Consider the following 26251-nt stretch of genomic DNA (forward strand, 5'->3'; position numbering starts at 1 on the left):
AACGGCGACCGGCACCGCCGGGACGGCCGCCGCTCTGGCCGCGCGGCATCCCGGTGCCGTCGCGGAGGCGATGGAAGGCCACGGGGTTGCCGTGGCCGCCCGGCACTTCGGGATCGCGGCGCTGGAGCTGCGCGCGATCTCGAACCCGGTCGGCCCGCGCGACCGGGCGGCGTGGAAAATCAATGAAGCCATGGATGCCCTCGCGGCCGCGGCTGCGATACTACTGGAGGTGCTGTAATGACAACCGAACTGAATATTGCCTTTTCCCCTTGCCCCAATGACACCTTTGTGTTCCATGCCTGGGCGCACGGGCTAGTAGAGAATGCACCCAAGCTGAATGTTACCTTTGCAGATATTGATATTACGAACGGTCTGGCTGCTGATGGCGCCGGGCCTGAGGTGCTCAAAATTTCCTATGCTGCCCTTCCCTGGGTGCTGGAGCGGTACAAGCTGCTGCCTTGCGGCGGCGCACTTGGCCGGGGCTGCGGCCCGCTGGTGCTGACCCGCAAAGGGCCGGGCGCGATCAAGCATCCCAAGGAGCTGTCGGGCCGCAGAATCGCCGTACCCAGCGAGCGCTCCACCGCCTATCTGCTGTTCCGGCTGTGGGCTGCGCAGCAGGTGCCGAGCGGCCCATCCGAAATCGTCGTCATGCCTTTCGATGAGATTATGCCTGCTGTGCGTGACGGGCAGATTGATGCCGGACTGGTGATTCACGAAGCCCGGTTCACTTATCCTTCCTACGGTCTCCACATGCTGACCGATCTTGGCAACTGGTGGGAAAGTGATACCGGACTGCCTATACCGCTTGGGGCAATTATCGCCCGCCGCGATCTGGACAGCGAAGCCATCTCCGGCTGGATACGCAGTTCACTGCAGTACGCCTGGGATCATCCTACAGCAAGCAGAGATTATGTCCTGGACCACGCCCAGGAGCTGTCTCCGGAAGTCGCCAAATCACATATTGATCTTTACGTGAACGAGTTCTCGATGAATCTCGGGGAGGACGGCTACGCAGCAATCTCTGCTCTGCTGAACCGCGCCGCGGCCGAGGGTCTCGTGCCCGCCGTTGCTCCTGAGCTGCTTCGTTAGAGCATCAAACAGATGACTTCGGAAGCTTTTAAATTTACAATGAAGCTAAAGATCAGTGATGGGAGAGGATTCAATGATTCCTGCAGGCAACAGCAAGCAAAACATCGACCGCTTCTTGGGATTTCAGGACGAATACGACCGTTACCGCCCGGAAGCCCCGCAATTGGTTACTGAATTGTTGACGAATTACTTGGGCAGCCGCCCTGCCCTCGTGGCCGACATAGGCTGCGGAACAGGACTGTCCACCTTTCTGTGGAGAGAGGGTGCCGGCTCTGTAGTCGGCATAGAACCTAACCCCGACATGCTGGCCAAAGCGCTTGACAAGCTTGCCCGGCAAGGACAGCAACAATCCCTGTCCTTTGTCCAAGGATACTCCAACCAGCTGCCCTTTGACTCTGGCAGTGTTGATATCATCACCTGCTCCCAGTCGTTCCACTGGATGGAGCCGGTAAGCACACTGCAGGAAATCTCCCGCTGCCTGCGCCAAGGCGGGGTGTTCGCCGCTTATGACTGCGATTGGCCGCTCGTATTACAGGCGGATATTGAAACCCGCTACAAACAGCTGATATCCGCCGCCGATGAACTACTTGATGTACTCCAGCCAGCCGCCGAACAGGCGCATAAATGGGATAAAGAGGGACATCTGGGCCGGATAGAGGCCAGCGGCTGCTTCTCCTTTGCGCGGGAAATTGTTTTTCATAATACAGAAGAATGTGATGCCGAACGTTATGTCGGGCTGGCACTCAGTCAAGGCGGCATTCAAACCGTTCTGAAGCTCGGTTCTTCCGCACTGGAGCAGCTTATTTCCGATTTCTCCGTAGCGGTAGAGCAGTATTTCCAGAGCCGGACCCTGCCGGTACACATCAGCTACCGGATGAGAGTCGGGATCAAATAATACGTGAAACGGCTATCTTTCACCGCCCCAACAAAAAAAAGCGCCCAAATACGGAAACTCCGCATTTGGGCGCTTTCTACTGGCTATGACTAACTGGCATGTTATGGTTACCACCAGCTTATTTCTTGTTCATCTTGAACTTCAGGAACAGCTCGTTGTAATGGGCGAGCATCCGCTTGCCGAGGTTGTCGTAAACCTCCAGCCGGTCGGTAATTTCAGCCGGCGGATAGAAGCGGGTATCTCCGGAAATATCCTCCGGCAGCAGCGCAAGCCCTGGAACGTTAGGTGTAGAATAACCGACATACTCTGCATTCTTCGCCGCCACATCGGGACGGAGCATGAAGTCGATGAACTTATGCGCCCCTTCCACATTGGCTGCCGTGCGCGGAATGACCATGTTGTCGAACCATTTGTTCGAACCTTCCTCCGGCACCACATAATCGAGCTTGTCGTTCTCATCCATAATTTCTGAGGCGTCGCCGGACCATACGATCCCGACGGCTGCCTCTTCGTTCGCCAGCAGCATTTTGACCTCGTCACCGACAATAGCCTTCACATTGGGAGACAGCTTGTTCAGCTTGGCCAGTGCCTCCTGCAGGTGATCCTCATTCCGGTCATTGACGGAATAATGCAGGCTGTTCAGCGCCATCCCCATGACCTCACGGGCCCCGTCAACCAGGAAGATATTATTGTTCAGCCTGCTGTCCCACAGGGAATCCCAGCTGCTGAAATCAATCCCCTCCGTCATTTCCGGGTTGTAGATAATGCCTACTGTCCCCCAGAAATACGGCACCGAATACAGATTCCCCGGATCGAAGGAAAGATCCATGAACTGCGGATCAATATTGGCCAGATTCGGAATCTTGCTGTGATCCAGCGGAAGCAGCAGCTTCTCTTCCCGCATCTTGGCGATAGCATAGTCTGAAGGCACAACAACATCAAAGGTTGTCCCGCCCTGCTCGACCTTGGTCAGCATCGCCTCATTGGAATCAAAGGTCTGGTAAATGACCGTAATCCCGGTTTCTTCCTCGAACTGCTTCAGCAGTTCAGGTTCGATATAATCGCCCCAGTTATAGATGGTCAGCGTATTGCCGCCCGTATAGCCCTCAGCCGAATTCAGCCTGGAAGCCAGGAACATCAGCCCAAATGCGACGATGAGAATCGCCAGAAAAGCATTCACCAGTTGTTTCATCTAGGCACCCCCACTTCAGCGGCCGGCTCTGCGATATGAACCGCCGGGCGTTGCTTCCGGCGGTTCAGGAAATAATAACCGACGACAAGCAAGATGGTGAAGAGGAAGATCAGCGTGGACAACGCGTTAATCGACAGGGATACACCTTGCCGCGCCCGGGAATAGATTTCCACCGAAAGCGTCGAATACCCGTTGCCTGTCACGAAAAATGTCACCGCGAAATCATCCAGTGAATAGGTAAGGGCCATAAAGAAGCCGCTGAAGATCCCGGGTTTAATAATCGGCAGAATCACCTTGGTCAGCACATCGCGGCGGCTGGCCCCGAGATCACGCGCAGCATCGGTCAGCGTCGGGCTCATGTCCTGCAGATGCGGCAGAATCATCAGCACGGCAATCGGCACGCTGAATGCGACATGCGAGAGCAGGACCGACACGAAGCCGAGCTTGATCCCGGCAATCGTGAACAGGATCAGGAAAGACGCGCCGATAATGACATCGGGACTGACAATCAGCACGTTGTTCAGTGAGAGCAGTGTATTCTTAGCCCTCCGGCTGCGGATGCGCTGGATGGCCAGCGCCCCGATGATCGCAATCAGCGTAGCAATCGCCGAAGACAGCAAGGCGATCACCAACGTGTTAATCATAATAATCATCAGCCGCGTATCCTGCACAACCTCACGATAATAATCCAGCGTGAAGCCTTCGAAGCCATGCATCGTCCCGCCGCTGTTGAAGGAATAGTACATTAGGTAGAAGATCGGTGCGTACAGCACGGCAAAGACCAGCACCAGGTACAGATTTGAAATCCCATTCTTATTACTTCTCATGCCGCACCCCTTTCCGCGAGCTGCCCGACAGAATCATGAACAGCGCCATGATAACAATCAGGAAGACGGCAACAGTAGAGCCCATGCCCCAGTCCTGAGTGACCAGAAAATGCTGCTCAATGGCGGTGCCCAGCGTAATGACCCGGTTGCCGGCGATAAGGCGGGTAATCATAAACAGCGACAGCGCCGGAATGAATACCGCCATGCAGCCGGAGCGCACCCCGGAGATGGTCAGCGGGAAAATGACCCGCCGGAATGTCGTCCACCCGGAGGCACCCAGATCACGGGCCGCATCTACAAGGGACAGGTTCAGCTCATCCAGAGCGCTGAAGATCGGCAGGATCATGAACGGGATAAAGATATATACCGAGACAAAGACAAAGCTGAAACCCGTAAAGAGGATTTGCTGCTCTCCGATGCCCAGCAGGTCAAAGACATTGTTGACCGGCCCGAAGGTCCCAAAGATACCGATAAAGGCATACGTCTTCAGCAGCAGATTAATCCATGTCGGCAGGATAATCAGCAGTAGCCACAGCTGCTTATGCTTCGTCCGGGTCAGCAGATACGCCGCCGGATAAGCCACCAGCAGCGAGAACAGCGTAATCAGGATCGCGTACCAGAAGGAGTTGAGCATCATTTTCATATATACCGGTGTAAAGAAGTTCACGTAGTTGTCCAGTGTAAGATGCCCGTCCAGATCAAACAGGGAGTAGTAGACAACCAGCAGCACCGGCGCTATGACGAACAGGGCGATCCATAAGTAATAAGGGATGAGGAAATACGACCGGCCCTTACTCTTCATGGCTCTCCACCTCGCCGTAAGCTTCCAGACGTCTGTCGAATTCTTCCTCCGTTTCCCCGAAACGCATAACATGAATCGCTTCCGGATCGAAATACAGCCCGATCTCGCTGCCGACCTCCGCCTTGCGCGTGGAATGGACCAGCCATTCGTGGCCGGACCCGTCGTAGCAGCTGATCTCGTAATGCACGCCGCGGAACAGCTGGGAATCCACGCGGACGCGCAGTTTGCCTTGTTCAACGGCAGCAATCTCCAGATCCTCCGGACGGATCACGATCTCCACCGCTTCATTCGGCTTCAGCCCCGCATCCACACATTCAAAGCGGTGGCCGTTAAATTCAACGATATAATCCTCAATCATCACACCGGGCACAATGTTCGACTCGCCGATGAAATCAGCCACGAAGCGGTTGATCGGCTCATCATAAATATCGTTAGGCGTTCCGCTCTGCTCAATACGTCCGCCGTTCATGACAAAAATCCAGTCGGACATGGCCAGCGCTTCCTCCTGGTCATGGGTAACGAAGATAAAGGTAATGCCCAGCCGCTGCTGCATTTCCCGCAGAATGTACTGCATTTCCGTGCGCAGCTTCAGATCAAGTGCCGAAAGAGGCTCATCGAGCAGCAGCACCTGCGGTTCATTGACGATGGCCCGGGCAATCGCTACACGCTGCCTCTGTCCGCCGGACATTTCATTAATGGCCCGCTGATCGTAGCCTACAAGGTTGACGAAGCGCAGCGCTTCCTGCACCTTTTGCGTAATGACCTCTTTCTTAAGCTTCTTGATCCGCAGTCCAAAGGCCACATTCTCAAATACGTTCAGGTGCGGAAACAAGGCATAGTCCTGAAATACCGTATTGACCTGCCGTTCGTTGGCGGGAATGTGGTTGATGATTTTGCCGTTCAAATAAATGGAACCTTCCGTTGGTTCAGCGAACCCGGCGATCAGACGCAGGATTGTCGTCTTTCCGCAGCCCGAGGGTCCCAGCAGTGTATAGAATTTGCCGCGTTCGATCTCGAAGCTGACTCCTTTTAACACGGCTTCTTCATCGTCGTATTGTTTGGTAACCTGGTCAAAAGAAATAATAGTGCCTTCCAGGGTAGTTATGGCTAACGACCTCCCTTACCTTATGTAGTACAACCTATTTTACCCGCTTCTCGCAGGGAACAATCTAAAGTGGCATGCTCAGCGCTGATAAGCGACAATTCCTCCCTTCCTTCGACACACTTCAATATATATAGCATATAGGATTAATGCAATATATGCGATAGCTTACAATGTTAAAATGCAGCGCAGAAACTTAACAAGTTCGTAAAAACTGTACCCGTTATTGTTGTTTTTGAGTGCTATAATGAAAATTGCTGAAAACCTAAAAATGTTCTCTTATTGATGTGAAAGAAGATGACTAACATGAACGAGGGGTTGCAGGACCGCCTTGAAAAATTCGGATTATCTCTATATATGATACGCGTTACGATTGCTGCTTCACTCTCCTGGCTTGCGGTTCACAGCCTGCACGGCGACAGTTATTTATACTTTGCACCGCTTGCCGCAATTCTTATCACCCAAGGAAGCGTCAAGGCTTCGCTGGAAAAAGGGATTTACCGTCTGATGGGCGTTGTGCTCGGTGGAATTGTCAGCCTGCTCGTGGGCCATTTCTTCGACGTGGGGGCACTGTCTATTCTGCTGATGCTGTTGATCGGCATCGGTGTGGCCACCGCATGCCGGATTAACATTCAAGCCGTTTCCCAGGTCGGTGTGACCTCCGTGCTGGCATTGACCTTTTATCAGGACCCTTATATCGTGTGGAGAGTCGCGGAGACCTTAATCGGCGTGCTGATTGCCTTAATAATAAATATGATTATCGTCCCCCCCGGGGGGTTCGTCAAGGTTAAACGCCTGGCACTGGAAGGGACCCTGCTGCTGGCCGATGCCTTGACCGGACTCGCCGCAGAGAGCAGCAGTTCCAAGCAGGCTCCGGAGAGGCTGGTGCGTTCCGGACAACTGCTGGCGAAGAGCGACAAGCAGCAGAAAGAGCTGCACTATACGTTATCCCATTATCAATGCCGCGGCGGATTGCGGTCATTGACACAGGCAACCTCGCATCTGCAGAAGGTTCACCGCTACGTCAAGGAGATCGCCGAGGAGATTTCCCTCCTGCCTGCACATTATGCCGCAGCTGACTGGATGACAGAGGTCGTAACGGCAACCGCAGACTGCATCGCCTTGTATGGAACCAAGACTTTGTCCGATGCCGAATGCACCCGTTCGCTCCCCGAAGCGCTGCGCCGTGCCCGGGATCTGCAGTTCGCCTGGTTCTCCGAGCTGCAGGGTCAATGCTCGCTGACAGCAGTCCGCGATCTCGGAGCCGTCTTCTCCCATCTTAACCGGGTGCTGGAGGAAATTGAACGGGCCGATTATGCAGCCACAGTTATACCGGCACCAGCCTCCGTCCGGTCCGGAAGCGCGCGCGCCGTACATCTTGTTAAAAGAGGGCTCTCCCACAAGCTATAAGCTTGGGAGCGTCCTTTTTTTTGCAGAAACGACCCTGTCCTTTGAGAAAAAGGCAGGGTCGTTTTTGCTTGTAATATCGCTTGGACTCAAAGCCGTCCCTTTTAAAGGGATACCAGAGAGATTTATTATTAATAAGTTGAAAAATTAATACTAAAGTACTAGAATTAAGCTTGTTTGTAGATTTATTTTGGCAACCAATCCAGTATTGAACATTCCCTGTCGATTTGAGTCGATTAAATGACCTCATGCTGAATGTATATCATTGATCTATTTTTTTAAAGGCAAACTTCCCGAAAGGGCAGGACGCAAAGCGATGGGCCTAAGAATGTGAGACTATCCATTCATGGTCGCCAGGCTGCCAATTGAGATGTGACTTGGGTACCGGTAGATTAAGACAATCTATCATAGTCCATGATGCTCTTTTCTGTACAGATGCCATTGATTATACGAAGAAGCGAGGTTAGAGTAATGCCACAGCATATCATCGAGAAATTCAGGCATGTATTTCATACCACAACGCCAATCGGGAACCCCGATCTTCCGGCTCTGCCCTCTGTGCAGGCTAAGCCGCTCCGTGGGGGAGATGAGGATAAGAACGGACGTATTATCGTACAGAACAACCAAATATTCATCACTCCTCCTCTGCCCGGCGGCAAACCCGCTGTCATTTCCTCCGTTCACCCTGTGGTGTTGAATATTAACCGGAAGACGGTGACAGATCCTACGGAAGTAACCCCCACAGACCGTATCACCTGGGAGATTTGCGAGAAGCCGCAGTATCAGATTACCGTATCCGAAGATAAACTGAAGGTCTACTTCACGCTCTACCGTGCAGAAAAGTACGCCTGGAAGCTCGCCAGCTCCCCGGCTGCAGCAGATGTCACGGTCCGGGCGGAACCAAATTGCGGCCTGCTGCTGTCCACCCTTACGGTGGACCAGATTATCGCCGGCTTCAAGAAAAGCTCCATTATGCGCGATCTCAATATCCCGGCTCTTTATGCAGAGCTGAACAACCCTACCTATCTCCCGGTCTGCATCGCAGAGGGTAAAGCCCCTATTCCCGGCAAGAATGCCCGGCTGGAGCTGTTATTTGCTGAGGACAGGGAATATGAATTCATTCGGACTGCCGATCCTGCAGATTTCCCGAACCATCCAAGGGTTCCCTTTGTCCAGGAGGGAGAGGTCATTGCCTGTAAGCTGCCTGCGGAAGAGGGAGTGCCCGGCATCGACGTGTATGGCGGAATTATTCCCTCCCCGCCGCCGCAAGACATTCAGCTGGTCACTAAAGAATGTACAACCCTGCTGGCGGACGGCGGGATCGTCTCCCTCCGCCAGGGAAGGCCCCGCTTAACGGGATGCGGTCTGAACCGCAAGGTTTTTGATTTCCCCCAGACATATCTTGTTCCCGGGGATACGGACCCCGAAGCCGCCAAAATGATGTTCCCGGGTGATGTGGTCGCCACTAATGATATCGGAAACCAAACCATCCTTGAGGCGTTGGGAAATGTATACATATACGGCGATGTTACGCATGCGACAATCACAGCTACAGGCAGCATTTTTGTCCAGGGCAAGGTTGTCAGCAGCCAATTGTACTCCGGTCATTATGGAGCGAGACATAACCGCCTCTGCATGTACTCCGCTCTCTTGATGGAGGAAATGACCAGTCTGAGAAAAGCGTCGCAGCAGTTGGCGAATACCGTCCAATCACGCCAGCAAACCGTAAAATACGGTCTGGTCGTTATGCTGCTGCTGGAAAGCAAATATGACCATCTCCCCGGCCTGATCAGTGATCTCCAGGATGTTATTGCCGGGATGAATCCCGATTATCCTATCGACACCGGGCAATTAAGACATATGCTGGAGGTATTCCTGCACCCGGGGCAGTTCACCGATTTCTTCACGGATGCTGTTCTAAGCACCTTTCTGAGGCTGTTGCAGGATTTGCATGACGCCATATCCGGGATGCAGGAGGAGAATACACAGATCGACATTGCCTCGTCACAGCATAGCATTATTAAATCCGGCGGAGATCTCCATGTTCATAAGGAGGGGATTCTGCACAGCCAGCTGTTCTCTTCCGGCGATGTCCGTTTCGTAATGAACGAAGCGGAGTGCACGGACTCCTCAGTCGAGGCGGCAGGCTCCATCAGCGCACAGACTGTAGGGAAGCAGTCCTCCGAGAAATCGGTGCTTACCGCCGGCAATAATATTACAGTCCGCAAAATCTGCAACAGCGAAGTGACGATTGGAGAATACACCGCCAAGATCGACGGGACAGATGAAGAACTTGTCTTCACTGCCCAAAGCCTGCGGTTAAGAAATCAGGCGCATTAGCCTTCCTCTGCCCCAAAATATCTGATCTATATAGATTGAACTTATAATTCTTCTATTTTGGGATTGGCCGTGACTCCAGAGAATGTTTGGACTTCCGGCCGCTGTTAGGTTTGGATTTCCTGAATTTAACCGCGAATCGCGGTAGAAATCCAAACCTAAAGGCGGACGCTATCGCTCCTCCAGTTCCAAAAATTCCCCTCCGCCACTTTTCCCTAAGTGTATATTCTCAAGTTCAATCTATCTAGCTGCTAATACCTAGCCCAATCAAGGTTCATACTGAGGTCTGTCCAGCTCAAAGGTCCGTCCAATTGCTGCATAAGACGCGCCGGCCAGACGGCTGACCGGCTTCAGCTTGCCGACATCAATTCGGCCGTTATGAATCAGCTCATCCTCTACATGAAAACCTAGCACTTCGCCGATAACCATATCGCAATGCCCGAGCTCCACAAGCTGCACCAGCCGGCATTCCATCGCAATCTTGCATTCCTGTACGCGCGGGACCTTGACGGCTTGTCCGGGTACCGCCGTCAGCCCGGCCAGCTCAAGTTCGCTGATTCCGCCGGGTGCATTGATTGAGGTATGGTTGACTGCAGCGATATTATCCTCATCGACGATATGGACCACAAATTCCTTATTCGCGGCTATATTGCGCGGCGTATGCTTCATTTCTCCGCCTGCTTTGCGGACACAGGAGAACATGACCATAGGCGGATCATCATTTACAATATTAAAAAAGCTGAACGGGGCGGCATTCACGATCCCCGCTTCATCCACCGAGGTTACAAAGGCAATCGGTCTGGGCACAATGCTGCCGATCAGCAGCTTATAATTATCATGCGCTGTTTGTCCATCCGTCTGAATATACATGATTATCCCCCTGTCTTAACTTGTCAGCCGCCGTGCGGCCCGGCCTATCTTAACATTCACCAGAATAATGCTGCATACGATCAGCAGCATACCCACTACCAGATTCAGCGTAATCCGCTCATTTAATAATACTACACTTGACCCGATCGAGATCAGCGGAATCAGGAAGGTGAATGAACCGACCTTGCTGGCCTCTCCTTCATTGATCAGCTTGAAATAAACCATCCACCCCAGCGCAATGACGAACACCGAAATGAACAATGTGTTCACGATAAAGGCGCTGTTCCACGTAATATCGGACCAGCTCTCCACAGCCGAACCGGCAGCCAGCAAAATGACGCCCCCGATTATGATCTGCATTGCCGTCATCCACAGCATATCTACCCGTACCGCATTTCGTTTCGTATACACCGTCGCCAAGGCCCAGCTTAGCGCGCTGGCCAGGGCAAGCCCTACGCCCAAGGCGGAGATACTTCCGGTAAATCCGCCAATGCTGAGCGCAGCTACCCCGAGAAAACCAAGCAGCAAGCCGAACATCTTCATTCCGTACATACGCTCACCCAGCCAGATCCAGGCAAAGATACCGAGCAGCACAGGCTGCAGAAAGACGATGGCCGAGAACAGCCCTGAGGGCATATACTGCAGGCCGATCGTCTGGAACCCGTAATAGAAAACGATGCTGAGAAAGGCCGAAGTCAGATAGACCGGCCATAGCTTGCTGAAATGAAGGGCCTTCCTTTTAGGAAGCGCAGCAACAATGAGGATCACCCCGGCAATAACCGTACGGATTCCGGCAAACAACAAGGGCGGAGCGTAGGCTAGAGCAATCTTGGACAGCGGCCAATTGATCCCCCAGACAATAACCAGAAATATAAGTAAAGCAATGTTTTTCTTCCGCTGCTGCATCTCATCACCCCTTGTTCTATTTTCATTCCAAATGATACAATAAGCACAGTCATAATTGAAATGAAATATATTCATGAGGGGCATACCAGATTCGATATGAACAACAATCAAATTCGTCTATTCGTCAAAATCGCCGAGAGCGGCAGCTTCACCAAAGCCGGGCTGGCACTGAACATGACCCAGCCTGCAGTCAGCCGGGCCATCTCTGCGCTAGAGTCTGAGCTTGCAGTGAAGCTGCTGCTGCGCGACCGGCGCAGCGGGCTGATGCTCACTGATATCGGTAAGCGTGTTCTGATTATTTTTCGGGAAATTCTAAATGGGTTTGACAAGGTTGAGCAGGAAATCTCCGCTGAGAAGGGCCTGGAGAAGGGGCTCATCCGCATCGGGGCCTTTCCGGTGGCGTCTGCTTATTTTGTCCCCAAAATCATCCGTTCCATTACCGAGAAATATCCCGAGATTGAGATTGTTCTCTATGAAGGTTCGGTTGCCGAGGTTAAGGAATGGCTGGAGACCCGCTTTATTGATGTCGGCTTCATTATTCCGCCGCAAGAAGAGTTTGCCACAATTCCGCTCTACCGGGAGAAACTGTACGCAGTGCTTCCTGGCGATCATCCGCTCCGTGAGAAGCATGTCATCTGTGTCAAGGATCTGGAAGACGAGCCGATGCTGATCTGCCGGGCAGGTTATGAGCCTCCGGTCGTTGATTTGTTCCTTCGGGGAGGCAGCAAGCTGAATGTGAAATACGAAGTGAACAGCTACATGACCGCACTCAATATGGTTAAGGAGGGGCTGGCTGTTGGTGTCATGTCCCAGCTGTCCCTGCTGTCTCCGCCGCCGAATGTGATCATAAAGGAGCTGGCCCCCGATGCTTACCGGGATATCCATCTCGCCGTCCATACACTGGAGGAGACCTCGATTGCCGTCCGCTTATTTATGGACACTGCACTGCAGCTGTTCTCCGGGGCAGAACTGTCTGTGCTTTGACGAAATACACCACTATGCTGAACAAGAGGAGTGAACCACTTGAAATATCACCGTTTGGGTAACAGCGGGCTGCAGGTCTCCGCACTGGGTCTGGGGACCAATTCCTTTGGCAAAAGAGCCGATCAGGAGACCTCCATAGATATCGTCCATGCCGCGCTCGATCAAGGCATTAACTTTATCGATACCGCCAATATTTATGCCGGCACCGAATCGGAACGGATCATCGGACTGGCGCTGGAGGGCAGACGTCAAAGTGCTGTTCTCGCTACCAAAGCAGGCCTTCCGAGACACGAAGGCCCTAACGGCAGCGGCTCTTCCCGCCATCACCTGATGCTGGAGCTGGAAGGCAGCCTGCGCCGGCTGAAGACCGATTATGTAGACTTATATCAGATCCATACCTTTGATCCCTATACACCGCTGGAGGAAACGCTGCGGACCCTTGATGATATGGTATCCGCGGGCAAAGTCCGCTATATCGGGGCCTCCAACTATGCGGCCTGGGAGTTAATGAAGGCACTGGGCATCAGCGAGGCGCGGAACCTGGTCAAGTATACCTCGATTCAGTGCAGCTACTCCCTGGCTGACCGGACGCCGGAGGCCGAGCTGGTTCCGCTCTGCCTGGATCAAGGACTCGGGATTATCCCCTACTTCCCGCTTGCCGGAGGTATTCTTACCGGCAAATATGCCGGTGACGGCGCACCGCCGGAAGGTTCCAGAGCCGAAACCGATCCGAACTTCGGCCGCTTCCTTACCCCCGGCCGGATTGCCGAAGAAACCGGCACCTCTATGGCTGCGCTGTCCCTGGCCTGGCTGATGAACAAACCGGCTGTATCCACGGTGATTGTCGGAGCCACCCGCGTGGAGCAGGTGCAGCAGAATCTGCAAAGCGTTGCCCTCCAGCCGGATGCTGAGCTCATGGACAAGCTGGATCAGGCCAGCGGCACCTTCCGCAGCGGCGAGCCGTTCGCGGTGTACCGCCTGCCATAGCAGTTATCCGTAAATAAACAGAATAGGGGTACTTCTCATAGCAATGAGAAGTACCCCTATTTTCATATGGCACAAATGGCCATCCAGTTATACAGCTGCGATAAATTTCTCCATATCTTCTTGTACGGTTGTAATGCCGCTGATACCGAAGGTATCGACCAGCACCTTGGCTACATTCGGCGACAGGAAGGCCGGGAGTGTAGGTCCGAGGTGAATATCCTTCACACCCAGATACAGCAGGGCCAAGAGTACAATTACTGCCTTCTGCTCATACCAGGCAATATTGTAGGAGATAGGCAGATCGTTAATATCCTCAAGTCCGAATACTTCCTTGAGCTTCAGGGCAATCACGACAAGCGAGTAGGAATCATTGCATTGGCCGGCATCCAGTACACGCGGAATCCCGCCGATGTCGCCAAGCGCAAGCTTATTATATTTGTACTTCGCACAGCCTGCCGTAAGAATCACGGTATCTCCCGGCAGTTCGGCAGCGAAATCGGTATAATAATTGCGGCTCTTCATCCGGCCGTCACAGCCGGCCATTACGAAGAACTGCTTGATGGCGCCGGTCTGAACGGCCTCAACCACCTGATCGGCTACGTTCATTACAGCCGCGTGGGCAAATCCGCCGACAATCTCGCCGGTTTCGATCTCTTCCGGAACCGCACAGCCTTTGGCCTGTTCAATGATAGCGGAGAAGTCCTTCGCTCCATTGGCATCCGCCGAAATATGCTGCACTCCCGGGAAACCGGTATTGCCCGTAGTATACAAACGGCCGATATAACTCTCCTTCGGCGGTACAATGCAGTTCGTCGTCATGAGAATCGGTCCGTTGAAGCTTTCAAATTCCTCCGCCTGTTTCCACCAGGCATTGCCGTAGTTGCCCACAAAATGACTGTATTTCTTAAAAGCCGGATAATAATGCGCCGGCAGCATCTCGCTGTGTGTATATACATCCACTCCGGTGCCATCGGTCTGCTTCAGCAGCGCTTCCATATCCTTCAGATCATGCCCGCTGATCAGAATCCCCGGATTCCGGCCTACACCGATATTCACCTTGGTGATTTCCGGGTTACCATAAGTCGTGGTATTGGCCCGGTCAAGCAATGCCATCACATCGACACCCAGCTTGCCGCACTCCATCACAAGTCCAGTCAGTTCATCCGCCGTGAGTGTATCATCCAGAGTCGCCACCAGACCTTTTTCCATAAAAGCATGTGCGCCTTCTTCGTAATAGCCCAGCACTGCGGCATGCTCCATATACGCCGCCATTCCCTTCAGCCCGTAGGTCAGCAGTTCACGCAGGGAACGGATATCCTCATTCTCTGTGGACAGAACTCCTACCGTCTCCGCCTTCGCCTGCAGTTCCTCATCGGTGCCTGCCGTCCAAAGAGCCGCATCATGCCCGGCATAAGGAACCTCTACTCCGGCTGCCTGCAATTTACCGCTCCACTGGCCGCGAAGGATCAACCCTTCTTTGATTCTGGCAATGAAAGCTTCAGGCATGAAATTAGCATTGGTTATTGTAGCGAACATACCCTCTATAATAAATTTCTCCGTGGTAGAGTCGGTCATTCCAAGCTCCCGGCCCCGGAGTGCAAAGATGGAAATACCCTTCAGCGTGTAGATCAGCAGATCCTGAAGATTTGCCACATCGCTAGTTTTCCCGCAGACTCCCTGAATCGTACAGCCCGATCCTTTAGCCGCTTCCTGACATTGAAAACAAAACATATTGCTCATTGCATGTTCACTCCTTTAATAGGTATAGGCTACCAATATAGGACTCCGTTCGCCCCGCCTTTACAGTTAAGGCTAATTGTAGTAGACTTTCGCCATACAATCGGTAACGGATGTTACCAGATGCTATAAATTTGGAGGAAATGCTATGAAACCGGAGCCCGCTGTACTGCAATCCTGCCTGCTGTTCCGCGGGAAAACCGTGAAGGAAATCGAAGCGGTGCTGCAAAAAATAACCTATACCGTAAGCAGCTTTCATAAGAATTCACTGATCTTGGCGGAAGGTGATACTGCGGACAAACTCGGCATTGTGCTGGAAGGACGGATTGAGGTTCAGAAAACCCATCCTACCGGCAGCAGTGTAACCATTGCCCATCTAAATCAGGGACAGACCATTGGCGAAGCGGTGTTGTTCCGCAGAGAAAATATAGTTCCGGCTACTGTTACAGCCACAGGCCCCTGCTCCGTCATGTTTATCGGCAAGCAGGAGCTGCTGCGGTTGTTCACCACAGACACGGACATGCTCACACGTTTCATTGAGAATCTGTCGGAGCGCCTGGTGCTTGTCAACCGGAAGATCGAAATATTGTCAGCCGGCCCTCTGCGGCGGCGGGTGATCAGCTTTTTGCTGGAGCAAGCCGCTCAGCAAGCCTCCGAGGTCATCCGGCTGCCCTTCAGCAGAAAAGAATGGGCGGAGCATTTAAATACGGCCCGCCCGTCACTATCCCGTGAAATGGGCTATCTGCGTGATATCGGCTGGATTCATTTCAAAGGCAGCAGCATTACGCTGCTGAATATGATGGCTATGAACGACTACATCCGCACCGTCCCTTCGGCTCCCGGCCAGGACAAGTAATTCCTGCCGGAAGCTATTCTCGGGGATACACGAACACATCTATATCTACACATCATATATTGGAGGGTTTACTTATGTCGGAGTTAACAGCCCAAAGCGTTGAACAGATGCTGGCCGGGCACAGTGAGTTGTTTCACAGCGGGGCTACGAAGGAGCTCTCCTTCCGGCTTCGCCAGCTGCAGAAGCTGAAAGATGCCATCCGCCGCAATGAGGCGAAAATTATCGCGGCCCTGCATCAGGATCTGCGCAAGAGCGAATTTGAAGCCTATGCGACGGAAATCGGCTTCACGCTGGACAGTATTGGATATATGATGAAGCATCTGAAGCGTTGGATGAAGCCGGTCAAGGTCAAATCCCCGCTGCATATATTTCCGGCCAAAAGCCGGATCCTCAGCGAGCCCTACGGAACCGTGCTCATTATCGGCCCCTTCAATTATCCGTTTCAGCTGCTGATCGAGCCGCTCATCGGGGCCATTGCTGCCGGCAACTGCGCCGTACTGAAGCCCTCCGAGAGCACTCCGGCCATTACCGCCGTGATTGAGGAAATGATCAGGGAAACCTTCGAACCGTCCTATATCCGTGTAATTCAGGGCGAGAAAGAAGCCACCAATCTGCTGATCCATGCCAAATTCGATTATATTTTCTTCACCGGAAGTGTCCCTGTCGGCAAAATAGTCATGGAAGCCGCGGCCAAAAATCTGGTGCCGGTAACACTGGAGCTGGGCGGTAAAAGTCCGGTCATTGTCGATAAGAGCGCCAATCTGGAGATAGCAGCCAAACGGATTGTCTGGGGTAAGCTCATCAATGTGGGCCAGACCTGTATTGCCCCGGATTATCTGCTCGTCCACAGCGATGTGGCATCCCAGCTGATCTCCTTAATGAAACGTTATATTCAGGAGTTCTACGGCCAGGATGCGCAGCAGAACCCGGATTACGGGCGGATTGTGAATGACCGCCAGCTGCGCAGAATTGCCGGAATGATTCAGCGGGACCAATCAAAGGTCATTATGGGCGGCACCGTCGTGCCGGAGGATCTGTACATAGAACCTACACTGCTCTATCCTGCGGATTGGAAGGATGCGGCTATGGAGGACGAGATTTTTGGGCCTGTACTTCCCATTATGGAATATACCCGGCTGGACGAAGCCATCCGCAGCATCAATGAGCGTCCCAAGCCGCTCGCTCTCTATCTGTTCACCGAAGACAAACAGGCTGAACAGGAGGTGCTGGCCAGAGTTTCATTCGGCGGAGGCTGCATCAATGATACGATTACCCATGTAGCCAGCACACATCTGCCATTTGGAGGAGTGGGAGGCTCCGGCATCGGCGGATATCACGGCAAGCATAGCTTTGATCTTTTTTCCCACAGCAAGAGCATTGTAAAAAGAGGGACAAAGCTTGACCTCGGGGTTGTCTATCCGCCATATGGCAATAAGGTCAAGCTGGCGCGGAGATTGCTGAAATAGAGTGCAGCGATTAGCAAAAGACAGCATAAAAGGATACCGCCCTGTTCGGGGCCCGGTATCCTTCGCTCCATTACCCCGCTCTTCTGCCCTCCACCCAACTGGCTACCTCTTTTTCCGGTATGGGTCTGCTGATGAAGTAGCCCTGGATCTTGTCACAGCTTGTACGCTCCAGAAAGGCCAGCTGCTCCCGGGTTTCCACCCCTTCTGCGGTCACCTTCAGTCCCATATCATGACCGATGGTTACGATGGATCGGGCCAGTGACATATTGTTCGGTGTATCAATGCTGTCAATAAACGACTTATCAATCTTCAGCGTAGTGATCGGCAGCTGCTTCAAATAGCTAAGCGAGGAATACCCTGTTCCGAAGTCATCCAGGGCAATGCCGATTCCCCGTTCTTTCAGCGATTCCAGCTTGGAACTGATCGCCTCGAAGGATTCCATGAAGATCGACTCGGTAATCTCCAGCTCCAAATATTCCGGCGGCAATCCGGTCTCCTTCAGAATCCCCAGCACCATATCGGTGAAATCATCCAGCATCAGCTGGATCACCGAAATATTCACCGAGATATGGTAGCCCTCATAACCTTCTGTATGCAGCTCTTTAATGAACCGGCAGGCCGCCCGCAGCACCCATTCACCGATCGGGACAATCAACCGGCAGTCTTCAGCGATTTTGATGAACGAAAGCGGCGATACAAAACCAAGCACCGGACTGTTCCAGCGGATCAGAGCCTCGAAGCCCCAGATTCCGCCTGAGGCGGTGTCCACCAGCGGCTGATAATGCAGCGAAAGCTCATTATTGGAGATAGCATTTCTTAAATGCTTCTCAATGATCATCCGTTCGTCAAAATGCCGCTGCATCGCCTGTCCGTATAATACATATGTCCCTTTACCGGCTTCCTTCGCTTTATACATGGCAATATCGGCATTCTTCAAAAGCTCTTCAGCATTGATCCCATTCTCCGGATACTGGGCAATACCAATACTGGTCGAGATGTGAACGACGCTGGCATTCAGCTGGAAGGGCTCCTTGAAACCCTGCACAAGCGCTTGTGCATAGGAGATCACCTCATCCGATCCCTTGATATTCTCGAACAGAATCACAAACTCGTCACCCCCGAAACGGAAGTGCTTGCTGCGACCGTCCGACAAGCCTAGCAGCCGTTCACCGACCTTGACCAGCAGCTCGTCGCCAAAGGTGTGGCCCATCGTATCATTAATATATTTGAAATTATCAATATCCAGAAAGAACAAGGCTGCATGCCCTCCAGCGTGTTCCTTGATAAACTTCTGCAGCTCCTCGGAAAGGGACAGCCGGTTCGGCAGACCGCTTAAGACATCGTTATAGGCCAGCAGCCGGTATTTCTCTTCGCTGGTCTGCAGCAGTGCCTGATTCTCGACCACTTTGTTATATTGCTCCAGCAGCTCATCCTGCAGTGCCGTAAGCTCCTCGTAGGTCGACTCCAGTTCCTGATAGCTCATTTGGAGCTTGCTCTCATAGCCTTTGCGGTCCGTAACATCAACCATAGAGCCGGAAAAACGGACAAAACCGCCGTCCGCATTGCGCAGCACCTTGCCCCGGGCCTGAAACCATTTATATTCGCCTGATTTGCTCCGCATCCGGTATTCGCAGTAATAGTAGGAACTTTTGCCCTGCAGATGCTCAGTGCGCAGGCGGTTCTCATGTTCTGCATCCTCTGGATGGATAAGAGTTCTCCAACCTCCATGGCTCTCGTCCACTTCATCCCGCTCATAGCCGAGCAGCTCATACCAGCTGTCCGAGAAGTAGTAGATCATCGTGGTCATGTCCACATCCCAGATTACCGCATCCGCACCATAGGCAGCCAAACTGAAGCGTTCATTGCTTTTTTCCAGGTTGCTTCGCATTCGCTTGACCAATTGCACGTAGAATAGGAGGATGAGAATAAAGGCCAGCAGAACGGCGAATGCCGCGACAATGCTCAGTACAAGCTTTTTATAGGATTGATAGAAGGAAAAGGGCTTGTTGATGACTTCGCTGCCTTCCGGCAGCTGCTTCAGGGAAACGTTGAAACGCTGCAATTCCTTATAGTCAAAAACCTTTCGCACGGAGCTGTCCGAGACAATAGGGATTACTCCCGCATTTTCTTCTTCCAGAATCCGCAGAGCCAGGCTGGCTGCAGTTTGTCCCTGGATTTTGCCGCTAATCAGATTTCCGCCGAAGGCCCCGTGATTCAGGCTAAAATCATAAATATGATATACCGGCACACTGCTGCTCTCGCTAAGCTCGCTTGAGAACCGGTCAAATTCAGTAATTCTTCCCGTTGTATCACTGTAGTATGTAGTCATAAGAACCATGCTGTCTGATGAAAGGGTGGATACTTGATCTATGATTTGTTCATTGGAGAGGCTGTTCATCGGGATGACCTGGAGTCCCCGCTCCAGAGACAGAATCTGGTCACTGACCATTTTACCCGTGGAGAGCCCGCTTTCGGAATTGTCGAATACGATGTACACCTTACGGATCGATGGATTGAGCTTCAGCGCCATTCGTATCGTTTCTGTAGGATCGATCTCTTCGATGACTCCGGTGATATTGCGCTTGTCCGCTATGCTGTCCACACCCAGCTGATTAATCCCGCTGAATACGATGGGTGCATCGTTCAGGATTTCCTTGCGGTACTGAATAGCGAAGTTCAAGGCAGCATCATCCGTAACGATAATCGCATCGATATAAATAGCTTGATATTTGAACTTGATCATCTGGTAGACGTGCTCGAGGTTGTCATTGCTGGGGAATCGTTTCCAGTCCATATACTCCGTGTAGATAACCGGCGGATCAGCTGCTCCTTTAAGCTGCTCTTCAATGCCTGCACCCTGGTCATCCGTCCAGGCAAAGCCCTTTTGATAGGAATGCAGGACAAGCACATTCTGAGGGCGCCGTTCTTCGCTGCTGGCGGACACCGGCTGATACAGTGCCGTGCTGAGCATAATAAATAAAAGCAAAAACAAGCCATACCGTAACCTGCGCTGAATTTTCCCCTTGCCCATTAGCACACTCCCATTCATCTATCCCAAACATCCCAAAATCAGAAACGGGGAAATTCGATAATTTCTATTAAAAGCGTATGGATCCATTATGATTGGGCTTTGCTATTTACTTATAAGCTTAATAGAGTAAATATATAGACTGAACTTATAATTCTTCTATTTTGGGATTGGCCGTGACTACAGAGAATGTTTGGACTTCCGGCCGCTGTTAGGTTTGGATTTCCTGAATTTAACCGCGAATCGCGGTAGAAATCCAAACCTAAAGGCGGACGCTATCGCTCCTCCAGTTCCAAAATTCCCCTCCGCCACTTTTCCCTAAATGTACATTCTCAAGTTCAATCTATATAGTAAATAAAATTAATTACAATTTATGACGTTTTTCTTCTTATTATATGGGGAAAGTCTAATTTTTGAAACATAAATAGAAGGTTCATCCCTTCATGGACAGTCCCTTGCATCCAAGTTAGAATGAGTGTGCAAAGACCCGCCAAGACAGGAGGTTCCACATGCCTACAATTAAAGACGTTGCGCTGAGGGCAGGCGTTTCGGTGACAACCGTCTCCCGGGTGCTGAACAACAGGGGGTACTTAAGCGAGGATCTGAAGAAAAAGGTCTACAGCGCGATGGATGACCTCAATTACCGGCCAAACGAACTCGCCCGCTCGCTCAGCCGCTCCAAATCAAATATTATCGGGCTGATCATCCCCCATGTCTCTCATCCTTTCTTCGGGGAATTGACCAGTCATATCGAGGAGCATGCCTACCGGAACGGCTATAAGCTGCTGCTCTGCAACTCGCAACAGGACAAACATAAAGAACTCGAATATATCGATATGCTTCGTGCAAGCCGGGTCGACGGCATTATTATGGGCAGTCACACCCTGGAAGTTGAGGCCTACCGGCAAATGAATCTGCCGCTCGTTACCTTTGACCGCAGAATATCGCCGGAAATCCCTTATGTCTGCTCCGATAACTATCGGGGCGGGGTGCTGGCTACTGCCTTATTAATTAATAAAGGCTGCCGCAGGCTCGCCCATATCGGTGGGCATCCCGAGCTGAACATCCTGTCTGTGCTAAGATCCGAGGCCTTTGCGGATACCGCCCGGCAGCATAACCTCCCGCACACCTTGCTGCATACGGATAACAACAGCTTTGATGTCGGAGCTTATGAGCGGCTGCTTGCGCAGCTGTTCAACGAACAGCCAGATGTGGACGGCATCTTTGCAGGCAGCGATTTGATTGCAGCTTATGCGCTTAAGGCTTGCCGTGAGCGGGGATTGCGTGTGCCTGAGGATGTGCGGATTGTAGGATATGACGGCATTGCCCTGCGCAGCCTGCTGGCTCTGCCGCTCAGCACCATCCGCCAGCCCATTGAAGATATGGGCAAACTTGCCGTTGATTTGATCATTCAGCAGGTCCACGGCGGTGCCGTCCACGCAGAATACATATTGCCGGTTGAGCTGGAGGAAGGCGCTACAACTTGAGTATGCGTAAATCCAAAGCATGAATTTTTAGTTGTACAAATTGCAACTACCCCGGGGAAAATCTTCCCCGATCAGGATGCAATGTAATTTACGGCACCTGCCAAACGCTAACCCCCGCTCTGCTGTAAGCAAGCAGAACGGGGGTTTTCTGCGTTTGACAATTTAGATCTACAAGTGTAATATCAACCAGGAGATTAAAACTACACTTGTAGATTGAATGTTCATGAAACTGCGAGGAGTCGATTATATGAAGAGCATCCCCAAAATTTCAGAGGCTGAATGGGAGATCATGAAAGTCATCTGGGGCAACCATCCGATTACAGCTGAACAAATTGTCCAGCACCTGCCGGGGTCTATTGAATGGAGCGATCAGACGGTACGCACCTTTATCACACGGCTGCTTAAGAAGAAAGCCATTGGCTTCGAGAAATCCGGGCGAAGTTATCTTTATTATCCGCTGCTCTCCGAGCGGGAATGTGTACAAGCAGAAAGCCAGTCTTTTCTGAAGCGGGTCTTCGGGGGAGCCGCCAACCTGATGGTCACCAACTTCTTGGAAGAGGTTACGTTATCCGCCCAGGAAATTGAGCAGTTGGAACGGTTGCTCCAGGAGAAGAAAGCACAAGGAGCACACAAAGATCCAGGTACACAGGAATGAATGTGATCTACAGCCTGTTTGCCGATTTCCTGGATGATACACTAGCCGCGAGCCTGGTGATTCTGGTTGTAATCGCAATTCATGCCATCCTGCAAAAGGTCATCAGCGCCAGGGTCCGTTACCTGCTGTGGCTGCTGGTCATTATCCGAATGCTGCTTCCGGTGATCCCGGACAGTCCGCTCAGCATGTTCCATGTGCTTCAGTATGGAGAAGGAATAAAGAGCGCGCTCACGGGACAGGCCGCTGATACAGCCCCATTGCCGAATCTGCAAGCTGCTGCTCCAAGCAATCAGGGGCTGGACTCTGATTCTGATCCGCAATCAGGCACTCCCGGAACCGGAGACAGCATTAATGCGGGACACCTACAACAAGCGGACGGGCAGGCGCCGGGTGGCCGACATTCCAGTGCTGCTGGTATCTACTCTCCCTGGCTGAAGGCCGCTGCTATAATCTGGTTCGGCGGCGCAGTCTTTCTTTTCCTGAACGGACTTGGCATCATGAGCAGGCAGCTCCGCGGGCGGAAGCGGCTGAGACGGGTTACTGATCCCCGGACAATTACGGTGCTAGAGGATGCCCTGAACCGATTCGGAGTGAAAAGGAAGATCCCGCTCTACACCGGCTCCCGGGCCAAAAGCCCTTTCCTGAGCGGCGTGTTCCGTCCTTGGATATACGTCCCAGAACTGGCGCTTCAGGAGTTAACCTCACCGCAGCTGCTGCACATTCTGGCCCATGAGCTTGCTCACTATAAACGCCGGGATACCCTGTGGAATCTGCTGGGCAGTGCGGCCGCGGCTATTCATTGGCCCAATCCTTTATCTTGGCTCGGACTGCACAAAATGAAAACCGACCGGGAGCTGGCCTGTGACGCATACGTATTGGATGTGCTGGGAGAAGAAGAAGCTGCGGCGTACGGATTAACGCTCGTTGAATTTCTCAAGCAGTTTTCTAAAGGACGGACCGACCGCGAAGTGCTTTATTTCTTCGGATCGCAGCACCGTCAGCAGATTACAAGGAGGGTCTCTATGATTCACTCATTTAAAAAAGGCTCGTACCGGATATCAGCGGCAGCCGTGCTGCTCCTGATTCTGCTGAGCTTGGTGACACTAACGAATGCCTCAGGCGATTCAAAAACTGACAACACAGCTGTTAACGATGATTTAATCAATCTGTACAAGAATAGAAATTATAATCGCCTGGACAGAGCCGCGGAGGAAGCGGGTTTTGCCTTCCAGGCCCCGTCTGTGCTGCCCCCGGATTTCATTCTGGAGAGGGCTTACCTTGCAGTCACTCTGCCCGAAGCTGCAGCTGCTACTGCGTCGTCAGAGGATAACGAGATTGATCAAGTTACTCTCTATTATGAACGGTACGACGGGGATACCCACACCGGGCAATTTTCGTTGGAGGCTTACAAGGACAGCAGCGTTGAGCAGATTTATACGGCTGTTGAACTTGAAGAATCCTCGAGTGGCGACGGCGGGCCCCCTCTTCCGGTTGACCGGAAACCCACTACCATTGGCGGTATAAACGCAATCCATGTCAATGTGCATGTCAATCAGTATGTACAGAAATTATTCTATATTTGGGAGCGGGATGGGATTGTATATAAACTATATATAGGCAGTGGTACCCTATCACAGCAAGAAATCGCTTCACTCATGGCCTCCATCAAATATCCGGATGAACAAATGAAACGCAGCTTCGTGAATGAAAAGTTTTTTAATGTAGATGTCATCGATGTGAAGGATTTACGGATGGTGGCTGATATTATCGGTTTTATGCCTAAGTTCCCTATGGAAGTGTCCGGCTTTCACATGCATACGGCCATGCTTACCACAAGCAGCGTATTCAGTGATCCTCCAGACGAACAGGGAAGATCCGGAATAGTTTTTCAAACTGGATACTTCAATCTGGGTGCTGAAAAAACGAGAGGCTTCAGGTCGTTCAGCTTTTTGCAAATGCAGAATCAAGGCTTATATGAAACCTTCAAATCGAAAGGACAGATCATTCTTTACCGGATTGACGGAGAAAAGTTTGCCGTTCCCCTTACCATCGCTCATGTAAATGGACAAGAGGTGCTGGTTACGGAACCTTACAAAATCGACGGAGAGCTAAGCAAGCCTACCGAGCCGGATTTCCTCAGTTATTTCTGGCAGGATCAAGGCATAATCTATGAAGTGGGGTTCACCGGCGTACCAACGCTTGAGGATCAGCGGACCATTGTCTCTTCATTCATGGAAGCCCCTGCTGCAGACATTGATAAATTGGCGGCTGCAGCGGCGCAGGCTCATTAAGATAAATCCGAATCAATGCAACACTGCAGAAACGGCTGTGCCCATAGGCTACAGCCGTTTTTGCAGTTCCATCAGAGCCCAGAACATCCATTATCGCTGCGGTTTGCTTGCGTCAACACTTACTTAAAGTGTGTAAATAATATTATTTCATGTTATAATTATCGGGTAGTTCATTTCATAGCTGTAAATACTGCTATAAGATGCTTAAAGCATCATAACTGGAGGGATTAAAGTGAAGCAACTGCGGGACATTCCCATCTCCGTGCTGGATCTCGCTCCGATTAAAGAGGGCAGTACAGCAGCGGATTCATTTCATAACACACTGGATTTGGCCCGTCATGCCGAAGAGTGGGGCTATAAGCGCTACTGGCTGGCGGAACATCATAATATGACTGGCATCGCCAGCTCCGCCACTTCGCTTGTCATCAGTCATGTGGCCGCTGGTACACGCAGTATCCGCGTAGGCTCCGGAGGCATCATGCTCTCCAACCATGCGCCGCTCATGATTGCGGAGCAATTCGGCACACTGGAGTCCCTGTATCCTGGACGCATAGATCTGGGGCTGGGAAGAGCTCCGGGCTCTGACCAGGCAGCCTCCAGAGCGCTGCGGCGCGGCCTGGGCAGCGACGGCAGCGAATTCCCCGAGCAGCTGAGCGAGCTCCGGGCTTACTTTGATCCAAACGGCGCAGGCTCGCGGCCGCTCGGAGTGCGCGCTGTTCCCGGCGAAGGCCTGAACATTCCGATCTGGCTGCTGGGTTCGAGCGGCTTCAGCGCCCAACTGGCGGGGCAGCTAGGCTTGCCGTTCGCTTTTGCCAGCCACTTTGCACCGGATTATCTGCTGCCTGCCCTGCAACTGTACCGCAGCAGCTTCAAGCCATCGGCTGCCCTGTCCAAGCCTCATGTCATGGTCGGGCTTGGAGCTACCGCCGCTGACACCCTAGTGGAAGCCCGAAGACTTGCCACCTCTCAGCAGCAGCAATTTCTGAACATTATCCGTGGACGCACCGGCATGCTCCAGCCTCCGGTAGACAGCATGGACGGACTCTGGTCCATGCAGGAAAAAGCCATTCTGCAGAACAAGCAGAATTACTCTATAGCGGGTGATCCCTCCGCTCTGCAAGAACGGCTTCTGCAGATTGTTGAAGAGACCGATGCTGATGAGTTCATCATCGCATCGCAAATTTTCGACCATTCGGCCCAGTTACATTCCTATGAGCTCATAGCCCAGCTTTTTAAGGAGAACTAGATCCCGCCATCCGGCACATAATTAAGCAAGGCGATTATTAGGTTGGAAAGCATCGGCTTCCCTTCCTTGTAACCGCCTTGTTTTTTT

At 52.2% G+C, this 26251-nt stretch carries 21 protein-coding genes and 1 riboswitch; of the genes, 13 read left to right on the forward strand and 8 right to left on the reverse strand.

Going from position 1 to position 26251, the window contains the following annotated elements:
• From ACAN56_RS30470 to ACAN56_RS30480, 3 genes are all read left to right on the forward strand, one after another.
• On the forward strand, window positions 1-238 hold a 238-nt coding region (locus tag ACAN56_RS30470; protein WP_489685712.1), incomplete at its 5' end, for a phosphorylase family protein.
• 11 nt (window positions 239-249) lie between these two features.
• Complete coding sequence (locus ACAN56_RS30475; protein ID WP_038601075.1) at window positions 250-1089, forward strand: 1,4-dihydroxy-6-naphtoate synthase; 840 nt, start codon at window positions 250-252, stop codon at window positions 1087-1089.
• Window positions 1090-1162: 73 nt separating this feature from the next.
• Complete coding sequence (locus ACAN56_RS30480) at window positions 1163-1984, forward strand: class I SAM-dependent methyltransferase (protein ID WP_379147569.1); 822 nt, start codon at window positions 1163-1165, stop codon at window positions 1982-1984.
• A 118-nt stretch (window positions 1985-2102) separates the two neighbouring features.
• On the opposite strand, the gene ACAN56_RS30485 is transcribed toward ACAN56_RS30480, so the two are convergent.
• The 4 genes from ACAN56_RS30485 to ACAN56_RS30500 are packed head-to-tail and all read right to left on the reverse strand — an operon-like array spanning window position 2103 to window position 5901.
• Window positions 2103-3176, reverse strand: coding sequence for an ABC transporter substrate-binding protein (locus tag ACAN56_RS30485; RefSeq protein ID WP_038597723.1), 1074 nt, complete (start codon window positions 3174-3176; stop codon window positions 2103-2105).
• Entirely contained in the window at window positions 3173-4003 is an 831-nt protein-coding gene (locus ACAN56_RS30490) for an ABC transporter permease (RefSeq protein ID WP_038597726.1), read from the reverse strand. The genes ACAN56_RS30485 and ACAN56_RS30490 overlap by 4 nt, the downstream gene beginning before the upstream one ends.
• The gene (locus tag ACAN56_RS30495) at window positions 3993-4805 is read right to left on the reverse strand and encodes an ABC transporter permease (RefSeq protein WP_038597729.1); all 813 of its coding nucleotides are present in this window, start codon (window positions 4803-4805) and stop codon (window positions 3993-3995) included. The genes ACAN56_RS30490 and ACAN56_RS30495 overlap by 11 nt, the downstream gene beginning before the upstream one ends.
• Window positions 4795-5901 (reverse strand): ABC transporter ATP-binding protein, encoded by a 1107-nt coding sequence (locus ACAN56_RS30500; RefSeq protein ID WP_038597732.1) that lies wholly within the window; start codon window positions 5899-5901, stop codon window positions 4795-4797. Before ACAN56_RS30500 ends, ACAN56_RS30495 begins: the two co-directional genes overlap by 11 nt.
• A gap of 312 nt (window positions 5902-6213) precedes the next feature.
• Here ACAN56_RS30500 and ACAN56_RS30505 point away from each other — a divergent pair, with 312 nt between their 5' ends.
• Entirely contained in the window at window positions 6214-7317 is a 1104-nt protein-coding gene (locus ACAN56_RS30505; RefSeq protein ID WP_052092374.1) for an FUSC family protein, read from the forward strand.
• 270 nt (window positions 7318-7587) lie between these two features.
• Window positions 7588-7680: riboswitch (cyclic di-GMP riboswitch) on the forward strand.
• A gap of 105 nt (window positions 7681-7785) precedes the next feature.
• A complete protein-coding gene (locus ACAN56_RS30510) occupies window positions 7786-9654 on the forward strand; it encodes a flagellar assembly protein A (protein WP_038597735.1) in 1869 nt (622 codons plus the stop codon).
• 264 nt (window positions 9655-9918) lie between these two features.
• On the opposite strand, the gene ACAN56_RS30515 is transcribed toward ACAN56_RS30510, so the two are convergent.
• Window positions 9919-10521 carry a flavin reductase family protein gene (locus ACAN56_RS30515; RefSeq protein ID WP_038597738.1) on the reverse strand — a complete coding sequence of 201 codons (603 nt, stop codon included), beginning with the start codon at window positions 10519-10521 and terminating at the stop codon, window positions 9919-9921.
• A 15-nt stretch (window positions 10522-10536) separates the two neighbouring features.
• Window positions 10537-11427: a DMT family transporter gene (locus ACAN56_RS30520; RefSeq protein ID WP_038597741.1), complete on the reverse strand. Its 891-nt coding sequence runs from the start codon at window positions 11425-11427 to the stop codon at window positions 10537-10539.
• Window positions 11428-11523: 96 nt separating this feature from the next.
• On the opposite strand from ACAN56_RS30520, the gene ACAN56_RS30525 reads away from it, so the two are divergent.
• Window positions 11524-12411: a LysR family transcriptional regulator gene (locus tag ACAN56_RS30525; RefSeq protein WP_038597744.1), complete on the forward strand. Its 888-nt coding sequence runs from the start codon at window positions 11524-11526 to the stop codon at window positions 12409-12411.
• A 39-nt stretch (window positions 12412-12450) separates the two neighbouring features.
• Window positions 12451-13398, forward strand: coding sequence for an aldo/keto reductase (locus tag ACAN56_RS30530; RefSeq protein ID WP_379147574.1), 948 nt, complete (start codon window positions 12451-12453; stop codon window positions 13396-13398).
• An 87-nt stretch (window positions 13399-13485) separates the two neighbouring features.
• Here ACAN56_RS30530 and hcp read toward each other — a convergent pair whose 3' ends face one another.
• Complete coding sequence (gene hcp, locus ACAN56_RS30535) at window positions 13486-15138, reverse strand: hydroxylamine reductase (protein ID WP_379147576.1); 1653 nt, start codon at window positions 15136-15138, stop codon at window positions 13486-13488.
• 145 nt (window positions 15139-15283) lie between these two features.
• On the opposite strand from hcp, the gene ACAN56_RS30540 reads away from it, so the two are divergent.
• Both ACAN56_RS30540 and ACAN56_RS30545 read left to right on the forward strand, forming a co-directional pair.
• Complete coding sequence (locus ACAN56_RS30540) at window positions 15284-15991, forward strand: Crp/Fnr family transcriptional regulator (RefSeq protein ID WP_038597753.1); 708 nt, start codon at window positions 15284-15286, stop codon at window positions 15989-15991.
• A gap of 74 nt (window positions 15992-16065) precedes the next feature.
• The gene (locus tag ACAN56_RS30545; protein WP_038597756.1) at window positions 16066-17457 is read left to right on the forward strand and encodes an aldehyde dehydrogenase; all 1392 of its coding nucleotides are present in this window, start codon (window positions 16066-16068) and stop codon (window positions 17455-17457) included.
• 70 nt (window positions 17458-17527) lie between these two features.
• Here ACAN56_RS30545 and ACAN56_RS30550 read toward each other — a convergent pair whose 3' ends face one another.
• Window positions 17528-20488, reverse strand: coding sequence for an ABC transporter substrate binding protein (locus tag ACAN56_RS30550; protein WP_379147578.1), 2961 nt, complete (start codon window positions 20486-20488; stop codon window positions 17528-17530).
• A gap of 506 nt (window positions 20489-20994) precedes the next feature.
• On the opposite strand from ACAN56_RS30550, the gene ACAN56_RS30555 reads away from it, so the two are divergent.
• From ACAN56_RS30555 to ACAN56_RS30570, 4 genes are all read left to right on the forward strand, one after another.
• On the forward strand, window positions 20995-21972 hold the full coding sequence (locus ACAN56_RS30555; RefSeq protein ID WP_379147580.1) for a LacI family DNA-binding transcriptional regulator: 978 nt from the start codon (window positions 20995-20997) through the stop codon (window positions 21970-21972).
• A gap of 247 nt (window positions 21973-22219) precedes the next feature.
• A complete protein-coding gene (locus tag ACAN56_RS30560; RefSeq protein WP_038597762.1) occupies window positions 22220-22627 on the forward strand; it encodes a BlaI/MecI/CopY family transcriptional regulator in 408 nt (135 codons plus the stop codon).
• On the forward strand, window positions 22624-24918 hold the full coding sequence (locus ACAN56_RS30565) for a M56 family metallopeptidase (RefSeq protein ID WP_379147583.1): 2295 nt from the start codon (window positions 22624-22626) through the stop codon (window positions 24916-24918). The genes ACAN56_RS30560 and ACAN56_RS30565 overlap by 4 nt, the downstream gene beginning before the upstream one ends.
• A 232-nt stretch (window positions 24919-25150) precedes the next feature.
• Window positions 25151-26164, forward strand: a complete 1014-nt coding sequence (locus ACAN56_RS30570) for an LLM class flavin-dependent oxidoreductase (protein ID WP_081966042.1) — start codon at window positions 25151-25153, stop codon at window positions 26162-26164.
• The last annotated feature ends 87 nt before the right edge of the window (window positions 26165-26251 follow it).

This window comes from Paenibacillus paludis (assembly GCF_042610515.1).
Taxonomy (GTDB): Bacteria; Bacillota; Bacilli; order Paenibacillales; family Paenibacillaceae; genus Paenibacillus_AQ.

Bases quoted from the DNA above. Each gene is read 5' to 3' on its own strand.
- ACAN56_RS30480 (WP_379147569.1), top strand. From the start codon at position 1,163: ATGATTCCTGCAGGCAACAGCAAGCAAAACATCGACCGCTTCTTGGGA.
- ACAN56_RS30485 (WP_038597723.1), bottom strand. From the start codon at position 3,176: ATGAAACAACTGGTGAATGCTTTTCTGGCGATTCTCATCGTCGCATTT.
- ACAN56_RS30490 (WP_038597726.1), bottom strand. From the start codon at position 4,003: ATGAGAAGTAATAAGAATGGGATTTCAAATCTGTACCTGGTGCTGGTC.
- ACAN56_RS30495 (WP_038597729.1), bottom strand. From the start codon at position 4,805: ATGAAGAGTAAGGGCCGGTCGTATTTCCTCATCCCTTATTACTTATGG.
- ACAN56_RS30505 (WP_052092374.1), top strand. From the start codon at position 6,214: ATGAACGAGGGGTTGCAGGACCGCCTTGAAAAATTCGGATTATCTCTA.
- ACAN56_RS30510 (WP_038597735.1), top strand. From the start codon at position 7,786: ATGCCACAGCATATCATCGAGAAATTCAGGCATGTATTTCATACCACA.
- ACAN56_RS30515 (WP_038597738.1), bottom strand. From the start codon at position 10,521: ATGTATATTCAGACGGATGGACAAACAGCGCATGATAATTATAAGCTG.
- ACAN56_RS30520 (WP_038597741.1), bottom strand. From the start codon at position 11,427: ATGCAGCAGCGGAAGAAAAACATTGCTTTACTTATATTTCTGGTTATT.
- ACAN56_RS30525 (WP_038597744.1), top strand. From the start codon at position 11,524: ATGAACAACAATCAAATTCGTCTATTCGTCAAAATCGCCGAGAGCGGC.
- hcp (WP_379147576.1), bottom strand. From the start codon at position 15,138: ATGAGCAATATGTTTTGTTTTCAATGTCAGGAAGCGGCTAAAGGATCG.
- ACAN56_RS30540 (WP_038597753.1), top strand. From the start codon at position 15,284: ATGAAACCGGAGCCCGCTGTACTGCAATCCTGCCTGCTGTTCCGCGGG.
- ACAN56_RS30545 (WP_038597756.1), top strand. From the start codon at position 16,066: ATGTCGGAGTTAACAGCCCAAAGCGTTGAACAGATGCTGGCCGGGCAC.
- ACAN56_RS30550 (WP_379147578.1), bottom strand. From the start codon at position 20,488: ATGGGCAAGGGGAAAATTCAGCGCAGGTTACGGTATGGCTTGTTTTTG.
- ACAN56_RS30555 (WP_379147580.1), top strand. From the start codon at position 20,995: ATGCCTACAATTAAAGACGTTGCGCTGAGGGCAGGCGTTTCGGTGACA.
- ACAN56_RS30560 (WP_038597762.1), top strand. From the start codon at position 22,220: ATGAAGAGCATCCCCAAAATTTCAGAGGCTGAATGGGAGATCATGAAA.
- ACAN56_RS30565 (WP_379147583.1), top strand. From the start codon at position 22,624: ATGAATGTGATCTACAGCCTGTTTGCCGATTTCCTGGATGATACACTA.